Here is a 21,833-nt window from a genome sequence, read left to right on the forward strand (position 1 = left end):
CCGCCGCGACGGGGGCCGAGGCGCCGCCCGGCCCCCGTCGCGCGAAGCGCGTGTTCCGGTCGACGGCACCTGCAGCGTGGTCGCCGCACTCGTGCGCAGGCAGTCGGCGCCGGCCGGCGGCCACGATGCTCGGCGGGCGCCGCGCGGCCGACGGCGGCCCCGAACGGCCGACCGGAATCGGTATCCGTCCGATTCGGCGCGAACAAGGGGTGAACGCGTGCCCGAATGGTCAGGATGGAGGCATGGGATTCCACGTCGATTCCGAGGCCGGGCGGCTGCGGCGCGTCATTCTGCACCGGCCCGATCTCGAGCTCAAAAGGCTCACCCCGAGCAACAAGGACGCGCTCCTCTTCGACGACGTGCTGTGGGTGCGCCGGGCGCGCGCGGAGCACGACGGGTTCGCCGACGTGCTGCGCGACCGCGGAGTCACCGTGCATCTCTTCGGTGACCTGCTCACCGAGACCCTCGACATCCCGGCGGCCCGGTCCCTCGTCCTGGACCGTGTCTTCGACGAGAAGGAGTACGGTCCGCTCGCCACCGACCACCTCCGCGCCACGTTCGACGCCCTGCCCTCCGCGGAGCTCGCCGAGGCCCTCGTCGGCGGCATGACCAAGCGGGAGTTCCTCGACGCCCATCCGGAGCCGACCTCCGTGCGGTTCCATGTGATGGAACTCGACGACTTCCTCCTGTGGCCCCTCCCCAGTCACCTGTTCACGCGCGACACCTCCGCCTGGATCTACGACGGGGTCTCCATCAACGCCATGCGCTGGCCCGCGCGTCAGCGTGAGACCGTCCACTTCGAGGCGATCTACCGGCACCACCCGCTGTTCCGTGACGAGGACTTCCACCTCTGGTCCGAGGGGCAGTCCGACTACCCGTCCACCATCGAGGGCGGTGACGTGCTGGTCATCGGCAACGGCGCGGTGCTCATCGGGATGAGCGAACGGACCACGCCGCAGGCCGTCGAGATGCTGGCGACCAAGCTCTTCGCCGCCGGATCGGCCCGGACCATCGTCGCGCTCGACATGCCGAAGAGCCGCGCCTTCATGCACCTCGACACGGTGATGACCATGGTCGACGGCGACACGTTCACCCAGTACGCGGGGCTCGGCATGCTCCGCTCCTACACGATCGAGCCCGGCGCCGGGGACAAGGAGCTGAAGGTCACCGATCATCCGCCGGAGCACATGCACCGGGCGATCGCCGCCGCGCTGGGGCTGAGCGAGATCCGGGTGCTGACCGCCACGCAGGACGTGCACGCGGCCGAGCGGGAGCAGTGGGACGACGGGTGCAACGTCCTGGCGGTGGAGCCCGGGGTCGTCATCGCCTACGAGCGGAACTCCACCACCAACACGCATCTCCGCAAGCGGGGCATCGAAGTGATCGAGATTCCGGGGAGTGAGCTGGGGAGGGGACGTGGCGGTCCCCGGTGCATGAGCTGTCCGGTGGAGAGGGACAGCGTGGGCGCGTGAAAGAGTCGCGCCGTATAGAAATGTGGGGCATCGTATAGACTTCCATTCGTTCCCGTGTTCGCCCCGTCCCCTCGTACCTCTGGAGCGCCCCATGGCGACAGTCCCGACCGCCCTCGCCGGACGCCACTTCCTCAAGGAGCTGGACTTCAGCGCCGAGGAGTTCCGTGGTCTGATCGAGCTGGCCGCCGAGCTGAAGGCGGCCAAGAAGGCCGGGACCGAGACGCGGTACCTCACGGGGAAGAACATCGCGCTCGTCTTCGAGAAGACCTCGACGCGTACGCGCTGCGCGTTCGAGGTGGCCGCCGCCGACCAGGGTGCCCACACCACCTACCTGGACCCCGCGGGCTCCCAGATCGGGCACAAGGAGTCCGTCAAGGACACCGCCCGCGTGCTCGGCCGGATGTTCGACGCCATCGAGTACCGCGGGCACGGTCAGGACGTCGTCGAGGAGCTGGCCGCGCATGCCGGGGTCCCTGTCTACAACGGCCTCACCGACGAGTGGCACCCCACCCAGATGCTCGCCGACGTGCTCACCATGACCGAGCACTGCGACAAGCCGCTGACGGAGATCGCCTTCGCCTACCTGGGCGACGCCCGCAACAACATGGGCAACTCCTACCTGGTCACCGGCGCCCTGCTCGGGATGGACGTCCGCGTCGTCGGGCCCCGGGTGCTGTGGCCGGAGCAGACCGTCGTCGAGGCTGCGCAGCGGCTCGCCGAGGATTCCGGCGCCCGGATCACACTCACCGAGGACGTCAAGGAGGGCGTGCGCGGAGCCGACTTCGTCGCCACCGACGTGTGGGTGTCGATGGGTGAGCCCAAGGAGGTCTGGGACGAGCGCATCGCGCTGCTCGGCCCGTACGCGGTGACCATGGACGTGCTGCGCGCCACCGGCAACGACGAGGTGAGGTTCCTGCACTGCCTGCCGGCCTTCCACGACCTCGGCACCGCCGTCGGCCGCGAGATCCACGAGCGGCACGGGCTGACCGAGCTGGAGGTCACCGACGAGGTCTTCGAGTCCGGGCACTCCGTCGTCTTCGACGAGGCCGAGAACCGGATGCACACCATCAAGGCGATCCTCGTCGCGACGCTGGCCTGACCGGTCCTTCGCCCACCGGCTGCGACGACGGCCACAGCGCGAGCCCCGCACCTTCCCGTACGATCCCCGACCGAGCCGGAACCATCCCTTCCGTGCCCGTCGAGCGGCCCACCCGGCCGCACCCGCACCCCTGAAATGAGCACCACCCGTATGCCCGGCAGTCCTGCCAACCCGTTCCGCATCAAGTCCCCCCGACTGCTCGTCGCCGAGGCCGGCACCGATCTGGCCGGGCACGGCCTCAAGCGCCACATGGGCCTGTTCCAGCTCGTGTGCTTCGGCGTCGGCGCGATCGTCGGCACCGGCATCTTCGTCGGACTGTCCGACTCGGTCGCCCAGGCCGGGCCCGGCGTCGTCGTCTCCTTTGTGCTCGCCGCCCTGACCTGCGTGTTCACCGCCTTCGCCTTCGCCGAGCTGGGCGGCGCCATCCCGGTGTCCGGGTCGTCGTACTCCTTCGCCTACGCCGGGCTCGGCGAGGGGACGGCCTTCCTCGTCGGCTGGTGCCTGCTCCTGGAGTACGGCGTGTCCGTGTCGGCCGTCGCGGTCGGCTGGAGCCAGTACGTCAACGAGCTGCTGCAGAGTCTCACCGGAGCGCAGCTGCCCGCCGCGCTCTCCGCCGGGCCGGGCGACGGGGGGATCGTCAATCTGCCGGCCGTGATCGTCATAGCGCTGGCCTGCGTCCTCCTCGTACGCGGCGTGCGCGAGAGCGCCTGGGCCACCGCCGCCATGGCCGTCCTGAAGCTGGCGATCCTGGTCGCCTTCTGCGCCATCGGGTTCACCGCCTTCAAGCACGGCAACCTGACGCCGTTCGCGCCGGCCGGCCTCGGCGGCATCGGCGCGGGCACCACGGCCGCCTTCTTCTCGTACATCGGCTTCGACGCGATCACCACCGCCGGTGAGGAGGCCCGCAACCCGCGGCGCGACATCCCCGTCGCGATCCTGGTCTGCATCGGACTGGTCACCCTGCTGTACTGCGCGGTCGCACTCGCCGCGATCGGCGCCATCGGCGGGCCCGCGGTCGGGGGCCGGCCCGCCGCGTTGTCGTACGTCGTCAACCAGGTCACCGGCTCGACGGTCGGCGGCGGTGTCATCGCCTTCGGCGCGGTCGTCGCCATCGCCTCGGTGGTGCTCGCCGTGATGTACGGTCAGACCCGCATCCTCATGTCCATGGCGCGCGACGGACTCATCCCGCGGATCTTCGAACGGGTCTCGCCGAGGACCTCGACGCCGGTCGGCGGCACCCTGATCGTCGCGATCGTCTTCGCGATCCCGGCGGCCTTCGCCTCGCTCGACTCCGTGGTCAACCTGTGCACCATCGGCACGCTCGCCACGATGGCGGTGGTCAATGTGGCCGTGATCGCGCTGCGCCGCCGTGAACCGGGCCTCGCCCGCAGCTTCCGCGTGCCGCTCTACCCGGTGATGCCGCTGCTCGGCGTCGGCTTCTGCCTGTACCTGATGTACGAGACGGGCTGGGCGACCTGGGCGCAGTTCGCGGTGTTCCTCGCGGTCGGCTCCCTTGGGTACGCGCTCTACGGGCGCCGGCACTCCCGGCTCACGGCCGGGGCCGTCACAGCGGACGCCGCTGAGCGGGAACCACAGGCAGTCTGAACCACACCGCCTTGCCGGACTCGGTGGGGCGGTGTCCGCAGGACGAGCTGAGCGCGCGGATCAGCAGCAGCCCCCGGCCGTGCTCCTGCCAGGGGTCCGGGGCCACCGGGAGCGAGTGGGTGAGGTTGCCGGGCGGCGCCGGGTCCGGGTCGTGCACCTCCACCGTGCAGCCGGTCGGCAGCAGCTCCACGACCAGCTCGATCGGCCCGTGCCCCGCGGCGTGCTCCACGGCGTTCGCGACCAGCTCCGCGGTCAGCAGCTCCGCGGTGTCGCTGTCGGCCGCGTGCTCCAGCTCCGCCAGCGCCGTACGGACCAGAGCGCGGGCGACGGGCACGGCGGCGGTGGTGTGCGGCAGGGCGATGCGCCAGGAGGCGAGTGCGGGGGATTCGAACAAGGCGGGTCCGTTCATGGCGCAGGCGGTCCTGCTTTCAACAAGGGGCATCGTACGGCGCGCCCCTTTCAGGGCGGTCGGCGGGTTTCGCCGGGGGCGTCGTCGGCCCCGGTACCGGGCTGCCTACCCGGACCGGCGGCCCGTCGCGCATGGCAGTGCCCGCCGTTACCGGCCTGTCGAGAAGGTGTGACAGCCCGGGGCGTCCGCCGGTCGCCGTTGCAGTCATATCGCGCCCTCATGACGACAGTCACGGATCGGTGATAACTTCATGACAGAGCAGCAGCGAGGACCGCCGCCCCCGTCCGAGGAGGCCGCACGTCATGAGTCCCTTCACCGGCTCCGCCGCCCGCACCTCCGACTGGCGCCATGTGCGGTGCGTCCACGACAACGGGGTCGTCACGGTCACCCTGGCCCGCCCCGGAAAGATCAACGCGCTCACCTTCGGCGCCTACGCCGACCTGCGCGACCTGCTCGCCGAACTGTCCCGGGAGAGGTCCGTGCGCGCCCTGGTCCTGGGCGGAGAGGGGCGCGGCTTCTGCTCGGGCGGAGACGTGGACGAGATCATCGGTGCCACGCTGTCCATGGACACCGCCGGGTTGCTGGACTTCAACCGGATGACCGGTCAGGTCGTACGGGCCATGCGGGAGTGCCCGTTCCCGGTGGTCGCGGCGGTGCACGGGGTGGCCGCGGGCGCGGGTGCCGTCCTGGCCCTGGCCGCGGACTTCCGCGTGGCGGACCCCACCGCGCGCTTCCAGTTCCTCTTCACCAGGGTCGGGCTCTCCGGCGGTGACATGGGGGCCGCGTATCTGCTGCCCCGGGTGGTCGGGCTCGGCCACGCGACCCGGCTGCTCATGCTGGGCGAGCCGGTGCGGGCGGCCGAGGCCGAGCGGATCGGCCTGATCAGCGAGCTGACGGAGGAGGGCGGCGCGGACGCGGCGGCCGAGGCGCTGGCCCGCCGCCTGGCCGACGGCCCGGCGCTGGCGTACGCCCAGACCAAGGCCCTCCTCACGGCCGAACTGGACATGCCGCTCGCGGCATCGGTCGAACTGGACGCGGCGACCCAGGCCCTGCTGATGAACAGCGAGGACTACGCGGAGTTCCACGCGGCTTTCTCGGAGAAGCGGGCACCGAAATGGCGGGGGAGGTGACCATGACCGGCACCGGAGGGCGGCCGCTGCGCGTCGCCGTCATCGGCGGCGGCCCCGGTGGCCTCTACGCCGCCGCCCTGCTCAAGCGGCTCGATGCGGCCCGCGAGGTGACCGTCTGGGAGCGGCACGCTCCCGACGACACGTTCGGGTTCGGCGTCGTCCTGTCCGACGAGACCCTCGGCGGCATCGAGCACGCCGACCCCGTCGTGTACGCCGCCCTGAAGGACGAGTTCGTGCGGTGGGACGACATCGACATCGTGCACCGGGGCGTGCGCCACACCTCCGGTGGTCACGGTTTCGCCGCGCTCGGCAGGCGGCGGCTCCTGAGCATCCTGCACGAGCGCTGCCGCTCACTCGGCGTCGACCTGCGCTTTCGCACCGAGGCCCCGCACCCGGCCCGGCTCTCGGAGGCGTACGACCTCGTCATCGCCGCCGACGGGGTGCACAGCGGTACCCGCGAGGCGTACGCCGAGGTGTTCCGGCCCTCGGTGGAGGAGCACCGCTGCCGGTACATCTGGCTCGCCGCCGACTTCCCCTTCGACGCCTTCCGCTTCGAGATCGCCGAGACCGAGCACGGCGTGATGCAGCTCCACGGCTACCCGTATGCCCGCCCGTCGCCCGACCACCATCCCTCGACGAGGCCCTCCGGGCCGCAGAGTCAATCCGGTGCTTCGACGGTCATCGTGGAGATGCGCGAGGAGGTCTGGCACGCGGCCGGGTTCGCCGACTTGGACACCGCCGAGACCATCGAGCGCTGCGCCAAGACCTTCGCGGACGCCCTGCGCGGCCGGCCCCTGCACTCCAACAACTCCACCTGGACCACCTTCCGCACGGTCGTCACCGAGCACTGGTCCCACGGCAACGTGGTCCTGCTCGGCGACGCCGCGCACACCGCGCACTTCTCCATCGGCTCCGGTACGAAACTCGCGGTGGAGGACGCGCTCGCCCTGGTCGCCTGCCTGGAGGAGCACGCCTCGCTGCCCGAGGCCCTGGCCGCCTACGAGGAGGAGCGGCGCCCGGTGGTCGCCTCCACCCAGCGCGCCGCCCGCGCCAGTCTGGAGTGGTTCGAGAACCTGAGGCTGTACCTCGACCAGCCGCCCCGCCAGTTCGCCTTCAACCTGCTCACCCGCAGCCGCCGCGTCACCCACGACAACCTGCGGCTGCGCGACCCCCGCTTCACCGAGGCGGTCGAGCGCGAGTTCGGCTGCCCGCCCGGCACACCCCCGATGTTCACCCCCTTCCGGCTTCGCGGCCTGACCCTGCGCAACCGGGTCGTGGTCTCGCCGATGGACATGTACTCGGCCGTGGACGGCGTCCCCGGCGACTTCCACCTCGTCCACCTGGGTGCACGGGCGCTCGGCGGCGCCGGGCTGGTGATGACCGAGATGGTGTGCGTGAGCCCCGAGGGACGCATCACCCCGGGCTGCGCCGGCCTCTACACGGGGCGGCAGGCCGAGGCGTGGCGGCGCGTCACCGACTTCGTGCACAGCCAGGCGCCGGGCACCGCGATCGGGGTGCAGCTCGGGCACAGCGGCCGCAAGGGCTCCACCAAGCTGATGTGGGAGGGCATGGACGAGCCGCTTCAGGAGGGCAACTGGCCGCTCGTGGCCGCCTCGCCGATCCCGTACAAACCGGGCGGCCAGACGCCCCGCGAACTTTCCCGCGCCCAACTCACCGACATCCGCGAGCAGTTCACCTCCGCAGCCGTCCGCGCCGCCCGCGCCGGCTTCGACCTCCTCGAACTCCACTGCGCCCACGGCTACCTGCTCTCCGGCTTCCTCTCACCGCTCACCAACCACCGCACCGACGCCTACGGCGGCTCGCTCGCGGGGCGGCTCCGCTTCCCGCTCGAGGTCTTCGACGCCGTGCGGGCGGTGTGGCCCGGGGAGCGGCCCATGACGGTACGGATCTCCGCGACCGACTGGGCCGAGGGCGGCACCACGGCCGAGGAGGCCGTCGAGATCGCCCGCGCGTTCGCCGCGCACGGCGCCGACGCGATCGACGTGTCGACCGGGCAGGTGGTGGCCGAGGAGAAGCCGGCGTTCGGGCGCTCGTACCAGACGCCGTACGCCGACCGGATCCGCCACGAGACGGGCATACCGGTGATCGCGGTGGGCGCCATCTCGTCCTGGGACGACGTCAACTCGCTGATCCTGGCCGGGCGCACCGACCTGTGCGCCCTCGCCCGGCCGCACCTGTACGACCCGCACTGGACCCTGCACGCGGCGGCCGAACAGGGCTACGGCGGGCAGGGCGCGGTATGGCCCGCGCCCTACCGGGCGGGCAGCAGGCGCCCCAACACCGGCCGCACCGACGCCCCCAAACCCCGCCTGACACTGGGGGGCTGAAGCCCCGAGGCGCCCAGGTCGCCTATGGCAGATGCGCCACGCCCGCGAACACCGCCCCCGCGTCCCGCAGCCGCTCGTGCAGCGCCCGGAAGACCGCCGCCGAGCGGGCGCCCGGCCAGTTCTCGGGCAGCAGGCCGGCCGGCAGCCCGGGGTCGGCGTAGGGCAGATGGCGCCAGGAGTCCAGCGCGAGCAGATAGTCGCGGTACGCCTCCTCGGGCGGCGTGTCCTCGCGTGACTCCCAGTCGCGCAGCACGCGCGCGTGGCGGTCGAGGAACGCCTCGTGCTGCTTGGCGATCGCGGCCAGGTCCCACCAGCGCCCCACCGCCTCCGCGGTGGGCGCGAAGCCGAGGTGGTCCCCGCGGAAGAAGTCCACGTACGCGTCCAGGCGCAGCCGCTCCAGGGTGTGCCGGCTCTCCTCGTACAGGCGCGCGGGGGCGATCCACACCCCGGGCGCCGCGGTGCCGAAACCGAGCCCCGCCAGCCGGGAGCGCAGCAGGTGCCGCTTCTGCCGCTCGGACTCCGGCACGGAGAACACGGCAAGGACCCAGCCCTCGTCCTTCGTGGGCGCCGTCGCGTACACCCGGCGGTCGCCGTCCTCCAGCAGCTGCCGTGCGTCCGGCGACAGCGCGTACCCGGCCGCGCCCGTCGCCGTGCGCTCCGGCACGAGCAGCCCGCGCCGTTTCAGCCGCGACACCGACGACCGTACGGAGGGCGCGTCCACGCCGACCGCGGCGAGCAGCCGGATCAGCTCGGCCACGGGGACCGGGCCGGGGGTGAAGCGGCCGTAGGCGCCGTAGAACGTGACGATGAGGGACCGCGGGGCGTGCTGAGCGTGCTGATCGGACACGTTGATCACTTTAGATCGTCGGCGTCACTCATGATCACCTCGCACGGGCACCGGGTCGGCGTCCGCGCGCAGCCGGAACCGCTGGAGCTTGCCCGTCGCCGTGCGCGGCAGCGCGTCCAGGAAGACGAACTCGCGCGGGCACTTGTACGGCGCCAGCTCCGACGTCAGGAAGGCGCGCAGCGCCTCCGGGTCGCGTCGAGCGCCCTCCCTGAGGACCGCGTACGCCACCACGATCTGCCCGCGCGCCTCGTCGGGCCGTCCGACGACCGCCGTCTCGACCACGTCCGGATGGCGCAGCAGGGCGTCCTCGACCTCGGGCCCGGCGATGTTGTACCCGGCGGAGATGATCATGTCGTCGGCGCGGGCCACATAGCGGAAGTAGCCGTCGGGCTCGCGGACGTAGGTGTCGCCGGTGATGTTCCAGCCGCCTCGGACGTACTCCCGCTGCCGTGGATCGGCGAGATAGCGGCAGCCGACCGGTCCACGCACCGCGAGCAGTCCGGGCTCGCCGTCCGGTACGGGCACGCCGTCGGCGTCCTGCACGCGCGCGTGCCACCCCGGCACCGGAAGCCCCGTTGTTCCCGGCCGGATCCGGTCGTCCGCGGCCGAGATGAAGATGTGCAGCAGCTCGGTGGCGCCGATGCCGTTGACGATGCGCAGACCGGTGCGCTCGTGCCAGGCCCGCCAGGTGGCCTCGGGAAGGTTCTCGCCGGCCGACACGCAGCGCCGCAGCGAGGTCGTGTCGTAGGCGTCCAGCTCGTCGAGCATCGCCCGGTAGGCGGTCGGCGCGGTGAACAGCACCGAGACCCGGTGCTCGGCGATCGCGGGCAACAGCTGCCTGGGACCCGCCTGTTCGAGCAGTAAGGAGCTGGCGCCGGCCCGCAGCGGGAAGACGACGAGTCCGCCGAGCCCGAAGGTGAAGCCGAGCGGGGGACTGCCCGCGAATACGTCGTCCTGGCACGGGCGCAGGATGTGCCTCGAGAAGGTGTCCGCGATGGCGAGCACGTCGCGGTGGAAGTGCATGCACCCCTTCGGGCGGCCCGTCGTGCCTGAGGTGAAGGCGATCAGAGCGACGTCGTCGGCCGCCGTGTCCACCGGCGCGTACGGCTCACCGGGTACCGGCAGACGCAGCAGGTCGTCGGGGGCGTCGCCTCCGTACGGGGTGATGCGCAGCCCGGGAACGTCGGCCTTCACCAGGTCGTCCACCACGCGGACGTCGCACAGGGCGTGGCCGACCCGGGCGATGGCGCACATGGTGCGCAGCTCGTGCGGGCGCTGCTGGGCGAGCACGGTGACGGCGATCGCGCCCGCCTTCAGGACCGCGAGCCAGCAGGCGGCGAGCCAGGGCGTGGTGGGGCCGCGCAGCAGGACACGGTTGCCGGGGACGACACCGAGACGGGAGGTGAGCGCGTGCGCGACGCGGTCGACACGGGCGCGGAGCTGTCCGTACGTCCACACGTCGCCGTCCGTCGTGCGGAACGCGGGGCGGTCGGGGGCGGTGCGGTCGAGCAGCTCGACCGCCGCGTTCAGCCGTTCGGGGTAGCGCAGCTCGGGCAGGTCGAAGCGGAGCTCGGGCCACTGCTCGGGAGGCGGGAGATGGTCACGGGCGAAGGTGTCGCGGTGGCCGGTGGGGGCGGGAGGCGGAGCTACGGCCGGCGCACGGCTCGCGATGTCGGTGGCGCCGGCGGTGAAGGTGGCGCTCGCGGTCTCGCCGGCGCTCTCGGTGTCCGTGGCGCTGGTGGCGTCCCTCGGGTCCATGACGTCTCGCCCCCTTGTCGTGGTGGGCTCGCGCATCGAGCGTATCGTGTTGGTGACGACAGTCAACGGTCCGCGATACGTTCGGGTGAGCAGCCCACCCGGCCCCGAGGGGCCGTCAGGGAGAGGGGACCGGCCATGACCGCATTCTCGCTCGACCCCGCCCAGCTGGCCTGGCGTGCGGAACTGCGCACCCTGGCCGAGCAACGGCTGTGTCCGCTCGCCGAGAAGGGGGAGCCCGGCCGCGTCAACCGCGCCCTCGTCACCGAACTCGGCCGACTCGGTCTGCTCGACCGGCTGTTCACCTCCGGGGCGCTGGACCTGTGTCTGATGCGGGAGTCCCTGGCGTACGCCTGTACCGAGGCGGAGACGGCCCTCGCCCTGCAAGGGCTGGGCGCCCACCCCGTGCACGCCTACGGGACACCGGCCCAGCGCGCCCGCTGGCTGCCCGGCGTCCGGGCCGGCACCACGGTCGCCGCCTTCGCGCTGACCGAGCCGGACGCGGGGTCGGACGCGGCGGCGCTCTCCCTCGCGGCCGAGCCCGACGGCCCCTCCGGGTGGCGGCTCACGGGCGAGAAGTGCTGGATCTCCAACGCCCCGGAAGCCGACTTCTACACCGTCTTCGCCCGCACCACCCCCGGCGCGGGCGCCCGCGGTGTGACCGCGTTCCTCGTCCCCGCGGACCGCCCCGGCCTGACCGGCACCCCCCTCGACATGCTCTCCCCGCACCCGATCGGCACGCTGGCCTTCGACGCGGTGCCCGTGACCGGGGACGACCTGCTCGGCCAGGCCGACCGCGGCTTCAGGGTCGCGATGGGCACCCTCAACCTCTTCCGCCCCAGCGTGGGCGCGTTCGCGGTCGGCATGGCGCAGGCCGCCCTCGACGCGACCATCGCCCACACCGCCGCAAGGGACGCCTTCGGCGGTCGGCTCAAGGACCTCCAGGCGGTCTCCCACCAGGTCGCCGAGATGGCCCTGCGCACCGAGGCGGCCCGGCTCATGGTCCACGCGGCGGCGACGGCGTACGACGAAGGAGCCCCGGACGTCCCGAAGCGGGCCGCCATGGCGAAGCTGCTCGCCACCGAGACCGCGCAGTACGTCGTCGACGCCGCCGTCCAACTGCACGGCGCCCGCGCACTGCGCCGCGGCCACCTCCTCGAACACCTCTACCGCGAGGTGCGCGCACCCCGGATCTACGAGGGGGCGAGCGAGGTGCAACGCGGCATCATCGCCAAGGAGTTGTACGCCACCGTGGAGGCCCCGTGACCAGTGAGCGCGTCAACCCGCCCGGCCTCTCCCCGGCCAGGGGCTTCTCACACGCTGTCGTCGCCACCGGCACCCGCGTGGTCTTCCTGGCGGGCCAGACCGCCCTCGACGGCGACGGCAAGGTGGTCGGCGAGACGCTCCCCGAGCAGTTCGAGCGTGCCCTCGCCAACCTGCTCACCGCGCTGCGCGCCGCCGGCGGCGCCCCCGCCGACCTCGCCCGCGTCACCGTCTACGCCACCGATGTGGCCGACTACCGCGCGCACGCGCCGGAACTGGGCCGCATCTGGCGGCGGCTGGCGGGCCGTGACTACCCGGCGATGGCCGTCGTGGGGATCACACGTCTGTGGGACGAGCAGGCGCTCGTGGAACTGGACGGCTTCGCGGTGCTCCCGTAGCCACGCCATGGGCACGACGTGTGCGGCCCCGGCCGCCGAGGACTCGCCACCGAAGGGGTGAGGATCACGGACCGCACCGCGGCCTCCCGGTACCTGTGGAACACCCGAATCCAGGAGGTGCTTCCATGTCTCTGCGCCAGGTCGCCGTGCCGGTCGTCGGTGCCGCTCTGCTCCTGTCCTCCGCCCCCGCCGCGGGTGCCCTGTCCCGCTCGTCCGACGAGGTGACCGTCGACCCGACCGGGTACCTGGCGCCCGACGGCACGCTCACCCTCTCCGGCACCTACCGCTGCGCCGGCGGCACCGGGGGCCCGGTCTTCGTGTCCTCCTCGATCTCCCAGGGCGACCACCGCGTCCAGCACGGCGTCGGCGGCACCCTGGCCGTGTGCGACGGCATCGTGCACCGCTGGACCAACTCCGAGACCCGCCGGGGGGCGTACACTCCGGGCCCGGCGCAGGTCGAGGCCACGCTGACGGAACTGAACGGCTCCGGGCTCCCGCTGCCCCGCTTCCGCGCGGTCCTGCAGCAGGACGTCAACCTGACGGCGAAGGGCTGACCTCCGCCGGTGCGTCGGCCGGTTCGAGACGGTGGACCGGAGAGTCCGTCAGCTCTTACTTGGCCGTTTTGCGGGCCAGCGCGTTGCTGTCCACGGAGTTGTGCACGCTGAAGGTCACGGCGTCCGAGCGGTAGCGGTCGTCCGACCATTCCACGGGACGCCCTTCGCGTGTGGTGGTGACCCGGCGAATGCGCAACAGGGGGCTCGTGCGGCGGATGCCGAGCAGCCGGGCGTCCTGGGCACCGGCGGTCACCGCGTCGATGACGTGCTCGCCGTAGGCGAGGACCAGGCCCGTGTCGTCGTACAGGCGCTGGGTGACCGACGGGCAGTCGGGCTCGATGACCTCGACGGCCGGGGCGATCCAGTCCGCGTAGACCGTCCGCTCCAGCAGTACCGGTTCGCCGTCGAGGCCGCGCACCCGGAGGACATGCAGAACGGGCGTCCCTGCGCGTAGTTGCAGATGTACCGCGTCCTCCTCGGTCGCTCGGCGGTACTCCTGCGCGACCACGTGTCCCGTCGCCTCGCGCCCCATGGCGCGCGCCCACTGGGCGAAGCTGCGCAGTTCGGCGAAACTCTGGCTGCGGCGGCTGGCCAGCACGACGCGGCGGGCCCCCTGGCGGGAGCCGATGAGCCCCTCGGCGGTGAGGGCGGCGATGGCCTGGCGGACGGTGCCGCGCGAGACGTCGTAGTGCGCGGCGAGCTCCGCCTCCGAGGGCAGTCGGCTGCCGATCGTGTACTCCTCGCGGTCGATGGCCCGCCGCAGATCGTCGGCGATCTCCTCGTGTCGCGCCGCCATGCTTCCCCTCTGAGTCGACTGCTGTGCACAGCGTGACCAGCCTAATCGAGATCCGTCGGGCCTTTGTTCCGTGCAGGATTGCACAGGAAACAAAGGGACATCTTTTCGGCGGAGTTAACGGAAAAGACACCTGAGGCGGGCCTACTGAGGCTCAACTTGTTCAGACAAGTCATGCGCATTGTGCGTCTTTCCGCAGCCCTCGTGCGTCCCCTGGAGCAGCCGTGTCCGTGTCCCTGCCGAGAACAGCCGTGCTCAGCGGTTCCCTCGCCGTCGCCGCGCTCGCCCTGAGTGCCTGTGGCGCCGCCCCCGACAACGTGTCGACCACTGCCGGCGGCAAGAGCGCCGCGACCGCCACCTCCGCCGCGGGCTTCGGCGGCATGGACAAGCTGGTCGCCGCGGCGAAGAAGGAGGGCACGCTGCACGCCATCGCGCTGCCCCGAGACTGGGCCAACTACGGCGCTCTCATCGACGGCTTCCAGAAGAAGTACGGCATCAAGGTCCAGGTCGAGAACCCGGACGGCACCAGCCAGGACGAGATCAACGCCGTGACCTCGCGCAAGGGCCAGGGCCGCGCTCCCGATGTGCTGGACCTGGGCAGTTCCTTCGCGCTGAGCGCCGCCCAGCAGGGGCTGCTGGCGCCGTACAAGGTGACCTCGTTCGCCGATGTCCCCGCCGGACAGAAGGACCCGGAGGCCCGCTGGTACAACGACTACGGCGGCTACATCTCCATCGGTTGTGACGCCAAGCGGGTCAAGACCTGCCCGACCACCTTCAAGGATCTGCTCAAGCCGCAGTACAAGGGCCAGGTCGCGCTCAACGGCAACCCCACCAAGTCGGGTTCCGCCTTCGCCGGCGTATGGGCCGCCGCGCTCGCGAGCGGCGGTTCCTTCGACGACATCCAGCCCGGCCTCGACTTCTTCGCGAGGCTCAAGAAGAGCGGCAACTACACGCCCGTGGAGTCGACCCCGGCCACCGTCGAGAAGGGCGAGACCCCGATCAGCATCGACTGGGACTACCTCAACGCCGGGTACGCCGACGAGTTCAAGTCCAAGGGACTGGACTGGAAGGTGGCCGTGCCGAGCGACGGCCAGTTCGCCCAGTACTACTCCCAGGCCATCAACAAGGACGCCCCGCACCCGGCGGCCGCCCGCCTGTGGGAGGAGTACCTCTACAGCGCCGAGGGCCAGAACCTGTGGCTCGAGGGCTACGCCCGCCCGGCCCTGATGGCCGGGATGGAGAAGGCCGGCACGCTCGACAAGACGGCCGCGGCCAAGCTTCCGAAGGTCTCAGGAACGCCCTCCTTCCCGACCGAGGCCCAGCAGGACAAGGCCAAGACGGTCATCGCGCAGGGCTGGGGGAAGGCCGTCTCCGGATGACGGCCACCGTGATCGAGACGGACGTGGCGCCGCCCGTCGCTTCGGTGAAGCGGCGGCGCCGCGCCCCCGCCTGGCTCGCGCTGGTGCCGCTGCTGGCCTTCACCGCGATCGCCTTCGGACTGCCGGCCGTTGCCATGCTCAACGGCGCCTTCAGCATCAAGGACCAGGGCACAGGCGCCACTTCGTACGGCGCCGAGAACCTGACCGCATCGCTGCACGGCGCGTACCTGACCGCCCTGCTCGGCAGCGTCAGGCTGTCCGCCGTCTCCGCGGCCCTCGGCGCCCTGCTCGGAGTGCCGCTCGCCCAGGTGGTGGTGACCTCCCGGTTCCGCGGCCTGCGCGAAGGCGTGCTCACCGCCTCGGGCGTGCTCGCCAACTTCGGCGGCGTCCCGCTGGCGTTCGCGTTCGTCGCCACGCTCGGCAACGCCGGCGTGCTGACCCAGCACCTCGGCCTGGAGAAGAAGGGCTGGGACCTCTACAGCTTCTGGGGCCTGGTGATCGTCTACCTGTACTTCCTGATCCCCCTGATGGTCCTCACCGTGACCCCGGCCCTGGAGGGACTGCGCACGCAGTGGCGTGAGGCCGCGCAGAACAACGGCGCCACCACCGCGCAGTACTGGCTCCACGTCGCCCTGCCGGTCCTCGCCCCCACCCTGCTCGGCGGGTTCGTCCTGCTCTTCGGCAGTGCCTTCGCCGCGTACGCAACCGCCGCCGCCATGGTGGGCAGCTCCATCCCGCTGGTCACCCTGCAGATATCCGACGCCCTCTCCGGCAACGTGCTGGTCGGCCAGGAGAACGTGGCGCTCGCCCTCAGCCTCGACATGGTCCTCGTCGCGGGCTTGGTGATGGCTCTCTACCTGCCCCTGCAACGACGGAGCGCGCGATGGCTCGAAGCGTGAACCTCTGGCGGTGGACCGTGCTCGGCCTCACCGCGCTGTACTTCCTGGTACCGCTCGCGGCGTCCGTGGTCTTCACGGTCGACGTGCCCGGGCAGGGCGTCACCTTCGACGCCTACACGCAGATCTTCTCCACCGCCGGCTTCGGCTCCAGCCTGCTGCTCTCCCTGGAGCTGGCCGCTGCCACCATCGCCGTCGTACTGCTGCTGATGGTGCCCGCGACGGTCGCGCTGCGGCTCGGCGCGGCCCGGTTGCGGCCGGTCGTGGAGGTGGTGTGCTCGCTCCCCCTGGTCGTGCCCCCGATCGCGTTCGTCGCCGGGATCGTCACGGTCCTGAAGTGGGGACCCGATCACCTCTCCCGCACTCCGCTGTTCCAGACGTTCGTGGCGATCCAGAACCCGAGCTTCCCCGTCGTGCTCGTCCTGGCCTACGTCGTGATGGCGCTGCCGTTCGTCTACCGCGCGCTGGACGCGGGGCTGCGCGCCATCGACGTACGCACGCTCGTCGAGGCAGCCCGCAGCTGCGGAGCGAGCCGGCCTCAGGCGCTGGTCCGCGCGGTGCTGCCGAATCTGCGCGGGGCGCTGCTCAACGCCTCCTTCCTGACACTGGCATTGGTACTGGGCGAGTTCACTGTGGCCCAGCTGCTCGGCTTCCAGCCGTTCGCCGTGTGGATCGTGAACGTCAGCGGCTCCAACGCCCAGCTCTCCGTCGCCGTGTCCGTGCTCAGCCTGCTCGTCACATGGGTCCTGCTCCTCGCGCTCGCCGGTGTCGGCGGACGCTCCCGTACCACTGCCTCCCGGGGATGAACCATGACCGCCACCACGCTTGAGAAAGCCGCCATCGGCGGAAAGGCCGCCACCGTCGAATTCCGGGGACTGCGCCGGGAGTTCGGCTCGACCGTCGCCCTGGACGGGCTCGACCTGACCGTGCGGCCGGGGGAGTTCCTCGCCCTGCTCGGCCCGTCCGGCTGCGGCAAGACCACCGCGCTGCGCATGCTCGCCGGATTCGAACACCCCGACGCCGGTGCCGTGCTGGTGGACGGCGAGGACATCACCCGCGTTCCGGCCCACCGCCGCGACGCCGGCATGGTCTTCCAGTCCTACAGCCTCTTCCCGCACCTGAACGCCGTCGACAACGTCGCCTTCGGACTGCGGATGCGTAAGGTGCGCACCGCCGAACGACGCGCTCGCGCAGCAGAGTTGCTGGAACTGGTCGGACTCGCCGACAAGGGCGAGCGGTTCCCGCACCAGCTCTCCGGCGGACAGCAGCAGCGCATCGCCCTGGCCCGCGCGCTCGCCCTCCGGCCGCGCGTCCTGCTCCTCGACGAGCCGCTGTCCGCGCTCGACGCCAAGGTGCGGCTGACACTGCGCGAGGAGATCCGCCGCCTCCAGCAGGAGCTCGGCATCACCACCCTGTTCGTGACGCACGACCAGGAAGAGGCGCTGTCGGTCGCCGACCGGGTCGCCGTGATGCGGGCCGGGCGGCTCGAACAGTGCGCCGAGCCGGCCGAATTGTACGGGCGGCCCGCGACCGCTTTCGTCGCCGAGTTCGTCGGCACGATGAGCCGGATCCCCGGCGTCCTCAGGGGCGACGGCGTGGAAGTGCTCGGGCAGCGGCTCCCGGTCGACGGCGACGCGCCGGACGCCTCGGACGTGGACGTGCTGGTGCGGCCCGAGGCGGTGCGCGTGACGGCGGACGAGACGGGTGACGCACGGGTCATCGCCACCGCGTTCCTGGGCGCCGTCGTCCGCCTCACCGTCAGGCTCACGGACGGCACCGAGGTGAAGGCCGACGTGCCCGCGCACGAGGCCGCCGGAATCGGCGCCGGAACCGCCGTCGGCGTGTCACTGCCCGCGCGCCCGGTGCTCGTGGCTGCACGTACGACTCGATAGTGGAAGAGAGACACGTGACCTCCCACCAGCCCCGACTCCCGCTCCAGGCCGTCCTGTTCGACATGGACGGCACGCTCGTCGACACCGAGCGCCTCTGGTGGGAGGCGGTGGAGCACGTCGCCGGGAGACCCCTGACCGAAGCGGACCGGTTGGAAGTGCTCGGCCGCCCCGTCGAGTACACCGCCGCATGGCTGGGCGAGGCCACGGGGAGGCCGGCCGCGGACCTCGCCGCCGAACTGCACCGCGAGTTCGCCGACCGGGTCCGCACCGGCATCGAGCCCCGTCCCGGCGCGCTCGACCTCCTCGACGCCCTCGCCCGCGACGGCATCCCCGCCGCCCTGGTCACCGCCTCGCCCCGGGCCGTCACCGACACCGTCCTGGAGGCCCTCGGCGCCGACCGCTTCGCCGTCTCCGTCACCGCCGACGACACCGAGCACACCAAGCCCGCCCCCGAGCCCTACCTCGCCGCCTGCCGCGCCCTCGGCGCCGACCCGGTGGCCTGCGTCGCCGTCGAGGACACCGAGACCGGCGTGCGATCGGCGGAGGCGGCCGGGTGCGCGGTTCTCGCGGTGCCCTCACTCGCCCCTATCGACACGGCACCCGGCCGGACCGTACGCTCGAGCCTGTCCGGCCTCACCACGCAGCATCTCGCCGCTCTGCTTCCCTACGAACTGCGCGTCATGACCTGGAACCTGTGGCATGGCGGCACCAAGGTCGACGACCACCGGGCCAAGCAGCTCAAGACCATCCTGGAGACGGGCGCGGATGTGGTCGGACTGCAGGAGACCGGCGGTACCGCGGCCCGGGAACTGGCCGAAGCCCTCGGCTGGCACCACCACGCCGCCGGCGAGAATCTCGGCATCATCAGCCGCCATCCCATCACCGCCCGCTTCGGCGATCCGGGTGTCGGCTTCTACGGGGCGACCGGGGTCCGGATCGCGGTCGGGGACCGGGAGACCGACGTCTGGACGGCCCACCTCGACTGCACGCCCTACGGACCCTACGAGGCCGTCTTCGACGGCCTGTCCGGAGCCGGGCTGATCGCCCACGAGGAAGTGCGGCTGGCTCAGATGCGGGACACCCTGCGCCGGATCGCCGAGGCCGGCGACGACTCCCTGCCGGTCGTCCTCGTCGGCGACTTCAACAGCCCCTCGCATCTCGACTGGCCGGACGTGCAATGGCCGGTCACCAAGGCGGCCGAGGAGGCGGGCCTGCGCGACTCCTACCGCGAGGCCCACCCGGACCCGGCCGCCGATCCGGGTCACACGTGGTCACCGATCCACCCCGTGCACGAGGACGGCAGCCGACGCCCCGAACCCCAGGACCGCATCGACTACATCCTCCACCGCGGCCTGACGGTGATCGGCTCCCGCACGGTCGTCACCGGAACCCCACAACCCTGGCCCGACGTCACCGGCAACGACTGGCCGTCGGACCACGCGGCGGTGGTGACCACGTTCGCGCTGGGCCGTGCTCAGGTTCGCCCGGGGTGCGGGACACCGGCGTAGGCCGTCCAGCGCAGTCGCAGGTCGAGGGTGGGAGAGTCGGGGCTCCGGACCCGCCCGCGAGTACGCGGTGTGCGAGGCCGGGGAGAAGAGGGCGTTGCGGATCATCGCGTTGTCGTTCTTCGCGCTCGCCGCCTACGTCACGGTCGACGCCGTACGGCCCTGACCGGCACGGGTGAGGGCACGCGCTCCGTGCCCGGTATCGGGCCGGCTGCACGCTCGCTCATGGTCATGCCGTTCCCGTCGGCGGCCCGGCGCCGCGCCGGACGGGAACTGGGCTCCGCATCCGCCGTGGCCGACTCCCAGCAGACCCTGCTGTACACCTGTTTGTCGGCGGTGCTGCTGGTCGGCCTGGTCGCCCATGCCCTGCTCGGCTGGTCGCGGGCCGATCCGGTCGCGTCCCCGGCCATCGCCGCGGTCGCGGCGAAAGAGGGGCGCGACGCGTGGCGTGCGCAGGTGTGCTGCGCGGCACCCGCGACCGTCGCGCCGGGCGCGGCCGGACGGGAGGCGGATGCCCGCGGCCGCGCACACGGATGCGTTTGCCGCCCTTACGGAGATCACGCCGGAAGGGGAGCGGCGCCGGTGTTCACGGGCGTTCGCCCGCCGCCCGCCGCAGTCCGGGCGCACCCCGGACGACTCCACCGTGTGCCGGACGTTCGCGAACCTGGAGGAGTGCGCGCACTTCCCGCCCCGTGCCGCCGCCCCCTCCTGACCCGCATTCGGGCAGGTCAAGCGGGGTGCGGCGGCACTCGCCGTTCAGATGTCCCGGAAGATCTCGATCTGCGCCCCCACCGAGTTCAGCCGCTCGGCCAGGTCCTCGTAGCCGCGATTGATGACGTACACGTTGCGCAGCACGGACGTGCCCTCGGCCGCCATCATCGCCAGCAGGACGACCACGGCGGGGCGCAGTGCGGGCGGGCACATCATCTCGGCGGCGCGCCAGCGGGTGGGGCCCTCGACCAGCACCCGGTGCGGGTCGAGCAACTGCAGGCGCCCGCCCAGTCGGTTGAGGTCGGTCAGGTAGATGGCCCGGTTGTCGTAGACCCAGTCGTGGATCAGCGTCTTGCCCTGCGCGGAGGCCGCGATGGCCGCGAAGAACGGCACGTTGTCGATGTTCAGGCCGGGGAAGGGCATCGGGTGGATCTTGTCGATCGGCGCCTCCAGCTTGGAGGGCCGCACGGTCAGGTCCACCAGCCGCGTACGGCCGTTGTCGGCGGAGTACTCGGGCGTGCGGTCGTGGTCGAGCCCCATCTCCTCCAGGACCGCGAGCTCGATCTCCAGGAACTCGATCGGCACCCGGCGCACCGTCAGTTCCGACTCGGTGACCACCGCGGCGGCCAGCAGGCTCATCGCCTCGACCGGGTCCTCGGAGGGGGAGTAGTCCACGTCGACGTCGATGTTCGGCACGCCGTGGACGGTGAGCGTGGTGGTGCCGATGCCCTCGACCTCGACGCCGAGCGCCTCGAGGAAGAAGCACAGGTCCTGGACCATGTAGTTGGAGGAGGCGTTGCGGATGACCGTGACGCCGTTGTGCCGCGCGGCGGCCAGCAGCGCGTTCTCGGTCACGGTGTCGCCCCGCTCGGTCAGCACGATCGCCCGGCCGGGGGAGACGGACCGGTCCACCGTCGCGTGGTACAGCCCCTCCGTGGCGGTGACCTCGAGCCCGAAGCGGCGCAGAGCGATCATGTGCGGCTCGATGGTGCGCGTCCCGAGGTCGCAGCCGCCCGCGTACGGCAGCTTGAAGCGGTCGAGGCGGTGCAGCAGCGGACCCAGGAACATGATGATGGACCGCGTACGGCGGGCGGCCTCGGCGTCGATGGCGTCCAGGTCGAGGTCCGCGGCCGGGACGATCTCCAGGTCGACGCCCTCGTTGATCCAACGGGTTCGCACACCGATCGAGGTGAGCACCTCCAGCAGGCGGTACACCTCCTCGATGCGGGCGACACGCCGCAGCACCGTGCGCCCCTTGTTGAGCAGTGAGGCGCACAGCAGCGCCACGCAGGCGTTCTTGCTCGTCTTGACGTCGATCGCGCCGGAGAGCCGGCGGCCGCCGACCACGCGCAGATGCATGGGGCCCGCGTAGCCCAGGGACACGATTTCGCTGTCCAGGGCCTCCCCGATGCGGGCGATCATCTCAAGGCTGAGGTTCTGGTTGCCCCGCTCGATGCGGTTCACGGCGCTCTGACTGGTACCGAGTGCCTCGGCGAGCTGCGCCTGGGTCATGCCACGATGCTGGCGAGCGACACGGATGAGCTTGCCGATGCGTACGAGGTAGTCGTCTGACATGAGACTGAGGTTATCTCAGATATGAGATGGGGCATCTTGTGGGGTCCATTTGGGTGAAGGGAAAAGAGTGATGCCTGGTGACAGCTGGTGTGTCGCGTCGACCTCCGGCCGCGCATGACCTACCCGGCCCCATGTACTAGAGTTATCTCGACATCGAGATATCTGCCGAAGGCGTACCGCAGTAGCCGCTCCGGTAAGGGTT

General features: G+C 71.6%; 18 protein-coding genes and 1 pseudogene. 14 read left to right on the forward strand and 5 right to left on the reverse strand.

Features of this window, described 5'->3' with window-relative positions:
• The first annotated feature begins 242 nt into the window (after nucleotides 1-242).
• The 3 genes from C3488_RS11190 (at nucleotide 243) to C3488_RS11200 (ending at nucleotide 4,176) form a co-directional block, all read left to right on the forward strand.
• Entirely contained in the window at nucleotides 243-1,472 is a 1,230-nt protein-coding gene (locus C3488_RS11190; RefSeq protein WP_181138968.1) for an arginine deiminase, read from the forward strand.
• Between the two features lie 91 nt (nucleotides 1,473-1,563).
• Nucleotides 1,564-2,571 (forward strand): ornithine carbamoyltransferase, encoded by a 1,008-nt coding sequence (argF, locus tag C3488_RS11195; protein WP_103839222.1) that lies wholly within the window; start codon nucleotides 1,564-1,566, stop codon nucleotides 2,569-2,571.
• A 150-nt stretch (nucleotides 2,572-2,721) separates the two neighbouring features.
• Complete coding sequence (locus C3488_RS11200; RefSeq protein WP_103839223.1) at nucleotides 2,722-4,176, forward strand: amino acid permease; 1,455 nt, start codon at nucleotides 2,722-2,724, stop codon at nucleotides 4,174-4,176.
• On the opposite strand, the gene C3488_RS11205 is transcribed toward C3488_RS11200, so the two are convergent.
• A complete protein-coding gene (locus C3488_RS11205; RefSeq protein WP_103839224.1) occupies nucleotides 4,136-4,585 on the reverse strand; it encodes an ATP-binding protein in 450 nt (149 codons plus the stop codon). The two genes, C3488_RS11200 and C3488_RS11205, sit on opposite strands and share 41 nt — an antisense overlap.
• A 302-nt stretch (nucleotides 4,586-4,887) precedes the next feature.
• Between C3488_RS11205 and C3488_RS11210 the strand changes: the two genes are divergently transcribed.
• Nucleotides 4,888-5,715: an enoyl-CoA hydratase family protein gene (locus tag C3488_RS11210; protein WP_103839225.1), complete on the forward strand. Its 828-nt coding sequence runs from the start codon at nucleotides 4,888-4,890 to the stop codon at nucleotides 5,713-5,715.
• A gap of 2 nt (nucleotides 5,716-5,717) precedes the next feature.
• Complete coding sequence (locus C3488_RS11215; protein ID WP_258053371.1) at nucleotides 5,718-8,063, forward strand: bifunctional salicylyl-CoA 5-hydroxylase/oxidoreductase; 2,346 nt, start codon at nucleotides 5,718-5,720, stop codon at nucleotides 8,061-8,063.
• Nucleotides 8,064-8,085: 22 nt separating this feature from the next.
• Here the strand turns inward: C3488_RS11215 and C3488_RS11220 are convergent, their stop codons facing one another.
• Together C3488_RS11220 and C3488_RS11225 are read right to left on the reverse strand one after the other, a co-directional pair.
• The gene (locus C3488_RS11220; RefSeq protein WP_103839227.1) at nucleotides 8,086-8,919 is read right to left on the reverse strand and encodes a PaaX family transcriptional regulator C-terminal domain-containing protein; all 834 of its coding nucleotides are present in this window, start codon (nucleotides 8,917-8,919) and stop codon (nucleotides 8,086-8,088) included.
• A gap of 15 nt (nucleotides 8,920-8,934) precedes the next feature.
• A complete protein-coding gene (locus C3488_RS11225; RefSeq protein WP_258053372.1) occupies nucleotides 8,935-10,704 on the reverse strand; it encodes an AMP-binding protein in 1,770 nt (589 codons plus the stop codon).
• 99 nt (nucleotides 10,705-10,803) lie between these two features.
• Here C3488_RS11225 and C3488_RS11230 point away from each other — a divergent pair, with 99 nt between their 5' ends.
• The 3 genes from C3488_RS11230 to C3488_RS11240 all read left to right on the forward strand — a co-directional run bounded on the left by C3488_RS11230 (nucleotide 10,804) and on the right by C3488_RS11240 (nucleotide 12,880).
• Nucleotides 10,804-11,931, forward strand: a complete 1,128-nt coding sequence (locus C3488_RS11230) for an acyl-CoA dehydrogenase family protein (protein ID WP_103839229.1) — start codon at nucleotides 10,804-10,806, stop codon at nucleotides 11,929-11,931.
• Nucleotides 11,928-12,326, forward strand: coding sequence for a RidA family protein (locus C3488_RS11235; protein WP_103839230.1), 399 nt, complete (start codon nucleotides 11,928-11,930; stop codon nucleotides 12,324-12,326). The genes C3488_RS11230 and C3488_RS11235 overlap by 4 nt, the downstream gene beginning before the upstream one ends.
• 125 nt (nucleotides 12,327-12,451) lie before the next feature.
• Complete coding sequence (locus C3488_RS11240; protein ID WP_103839231.1) at nucleotides 12,452-12,880, forward strand: DUF6299 family protein; 429 nt, start codon at nucleotides 12,452-12,454, stop codon at nucleotides 12,878-12,880.
• A 55-nt stretch (nucleotides 12,881-12,935) separates the two neighbouring features.
• Here C3488_RS11240 and C3488_RS11245 read toward each other — a convergent pair whose 3' ends face one another.
• The gene (locus tag C3488_RS11245; RefSeq protein WP_103839232.1) at nucleotides 12,936-13,676 is read right to left on the reverse strand and encodes a GntR family transcriptional regulator; all 741 of its coding nucleotides are present in this window, start codon (nucleotides 13,674-13,676) and stop codon (nucleotides 12,936-12,938) included.
• Nucleotides 13,677-13,897: 221 nt separating this feature from the next.
• Between C3488_RS11245 and C3488_RS11250 the strand changes: the two genes are divergently transcribed.
• The 6 genes and pseudogenes from C3488_RS11250 to C3488_RS11275 all read left to right on the forward strand — a co-directional run.
• Nucleotides 13,898-15,052, forward strand: a complete 1,155-nt coding sequence (locus C3488_RS11250) for an ABC transporter substrate-binding protein (RefSeq protein WP_103839233.1) — start codon at nucleotides 13,898-13,900, stop codon at nucleotides 15,050-15,052.
• Nucleotides 15,049-15,951: an ABC transporter permease subunit gene (locus C3488_RS11255; protein WP_103839234.1), complete on the forward strand. Its 903-nt coding sequence runs from the start codon at nucleotides 15,049-15,051 to the stop codon at nucleotides 15,949-15,951. Before C3488_RS11250 ends, C3488_RS11255 begins: the two co-directional genes overlap by 4 nt.
• A complete protein-coding gene (locus C3488_RS11260; protein WP_103839235.1) occupies nucleotides 15,936-16,754 on the forward strand; it encodes an ABC transporter permease in 819 nt (272 codons plus the stop codon). The genes C3488_RS11255 and C3488_RS11260 overlap by 16 nt, the downstream gene beginning before the upstream one ends.
• A gap of 3 nt (nucleotides 16,755-16,757) precedes the next feature.
• Entirely contained in the window at nucleotides 16,758-17,840 is a 1,083-nt protein-coding gene (locus C3488_RS11265; RefSeq protein ID WP_103839236.1) for an ABC transporter ATP-binding protein, read from the forward strand.
• A 14-nt stretch (nucleotides 17,841-17,854) separates the two neighbouring features.
• Nucleotides 17,855-19,348: an HAD-IA family hydrolase gene (locus C3488_RS11270; RefSeq protein ID WP_103839237.1), complete on the forward strand. Its 1,494-nt coding sequence runs from the start codon at nucleotides 17,855-17,857 to the stop codon at nucleotides 19,346-19,348.
• A 52-nt stretch (nucleotides 19,349-19,400) separates the two neighbouring features.
• A pseudogene (locus C3488_RS11275) lies at nucleotides 19,401-19,888 on the forward strand (cation transporter); the annotation flags it as partial.
• 213 nt (nucleotides 19,889-20,101) lie between these two features.
• Here C3488_RS11275 and C3488_RS11285 read toward each other — a convergent pair.
• Entirely contained in the window at nucleotides 20,102-21,631 is a 1,530-nt protein-coding gene (locus C3488_RS11285; protein WP_103839239.1) for a UDP-N-acetylglucosamine 1-carboxyvinyltransferase, read from the reverse strand.
• Nucleotides 21,632-21,833: the final 202 nt, after the last annotated feature.

The sequence above is a fragment of the Streptomyces sp. Ru72 genome (assembly GCF_002920635.1).
Lineage (GTDB): Bacteria > Actinomycetota > Actinomycetes > Streptomycetales > Streptomycetaceae > Streptomyces.

Bases quoted from the DNA above. Each gene is read 5' to 3' on its own strand.
- C3488_RS11245 (WP_103839232.1), bottom strand. From the start codon at position 13,676: ATGGCGGCGCGACACGAGGAGATCGCCGACGATCTGCGGCGGGCCATC.
- C3488_RS11230 (WP_103839229.1), top strand. From the start codon at position 10,804: ATGACCGCATTCTCGCTCGACCCCGCCCAGCTGGCCTGGCGTGCGGAA.
- C3488_RS11210 (WP_103839225.1), top strand. From the start codon at position 4,888: ATGAGTCCCTTCACCGGCTCCGCCGCCCGCACCTCCGACTGGCGCCAT.
- C3488_RS11240 (WP_103839231.1), top strand. From the start codon at position 12,452: ATGTCTCTGCGCCAGGTCGCCGTGCCGGTCGTCGGTGCCGCTCTGCTC.
- C3488_RS11255 (WP_103839234.1), top strand. From the start codon at position 15,049: ATGACGGCCACCGTGATCGAGACGGACGTGGCGCCGCCCGTCGCTTCG.
- C3488_RS11190 (WP_181138968.1), top strand. From the start codon at position 243: ATGGGATTCCACGTCGATTCCGAGGCCGGGCGGCTGCGGCGCGTCATT.
- argF (WP_103839222.1), top strand. From the start codon at position 1,564: ATGGCGACAGTCCCGACCGCCCTCGCCGGACGCCACTTCCTCAAGGAG.
- C3488_RS11265 (WP_103839236.1), top strand. From the start codon at position 16,758: ATGACCGCCACCACGCTTGAGAAAGCCGCCATCGGCGGAAAGGCCGCC.
- C3488_RS11200 (WP_103839223.1), top strand. From the start codon at position 2,722: ATGCCCGGCAGTCCTGCCAACCCGTTCCGCATCAAGTCCCCCCGACTG.
- C3488_RS11205 (WP_103839224.1), bottom strand. From the start codon at position 4,585: ATGAACGGACCCGCCTTGTTCGAATCCCCCGCACTCGCCTCCTGGCGC.
- C3488_RS11215 (WP_258053371.1), top strand. From the start codon at position 5,718: ATGACCGGCACCGGAGGGCGGCCGCTGCGCGTCGCCGTCATCGGCGGC.
- C3488_RS11285 (WP_103839239.1), bottom strand. From the start codon at position 21,631: ATGTCAGACGACTACCTCGTACGCATCGGCAAGCTCATCCGTGTCGCT.
- C3488_RS11260 (WP_103839235.1), top strand. From the start codon at position 15,936: ATGGCTCGAAGCGTGAACCTCTGGCGGTGGACCGTGCTCGGCCTCACC.
- C3488_RS11225 (WP_258053372.1), bottom strand. From the start codon at position 10,704: ATGCGCGAGCCCACCACGACAAGGGGGCGAGACGTCATGGACCCGAGG.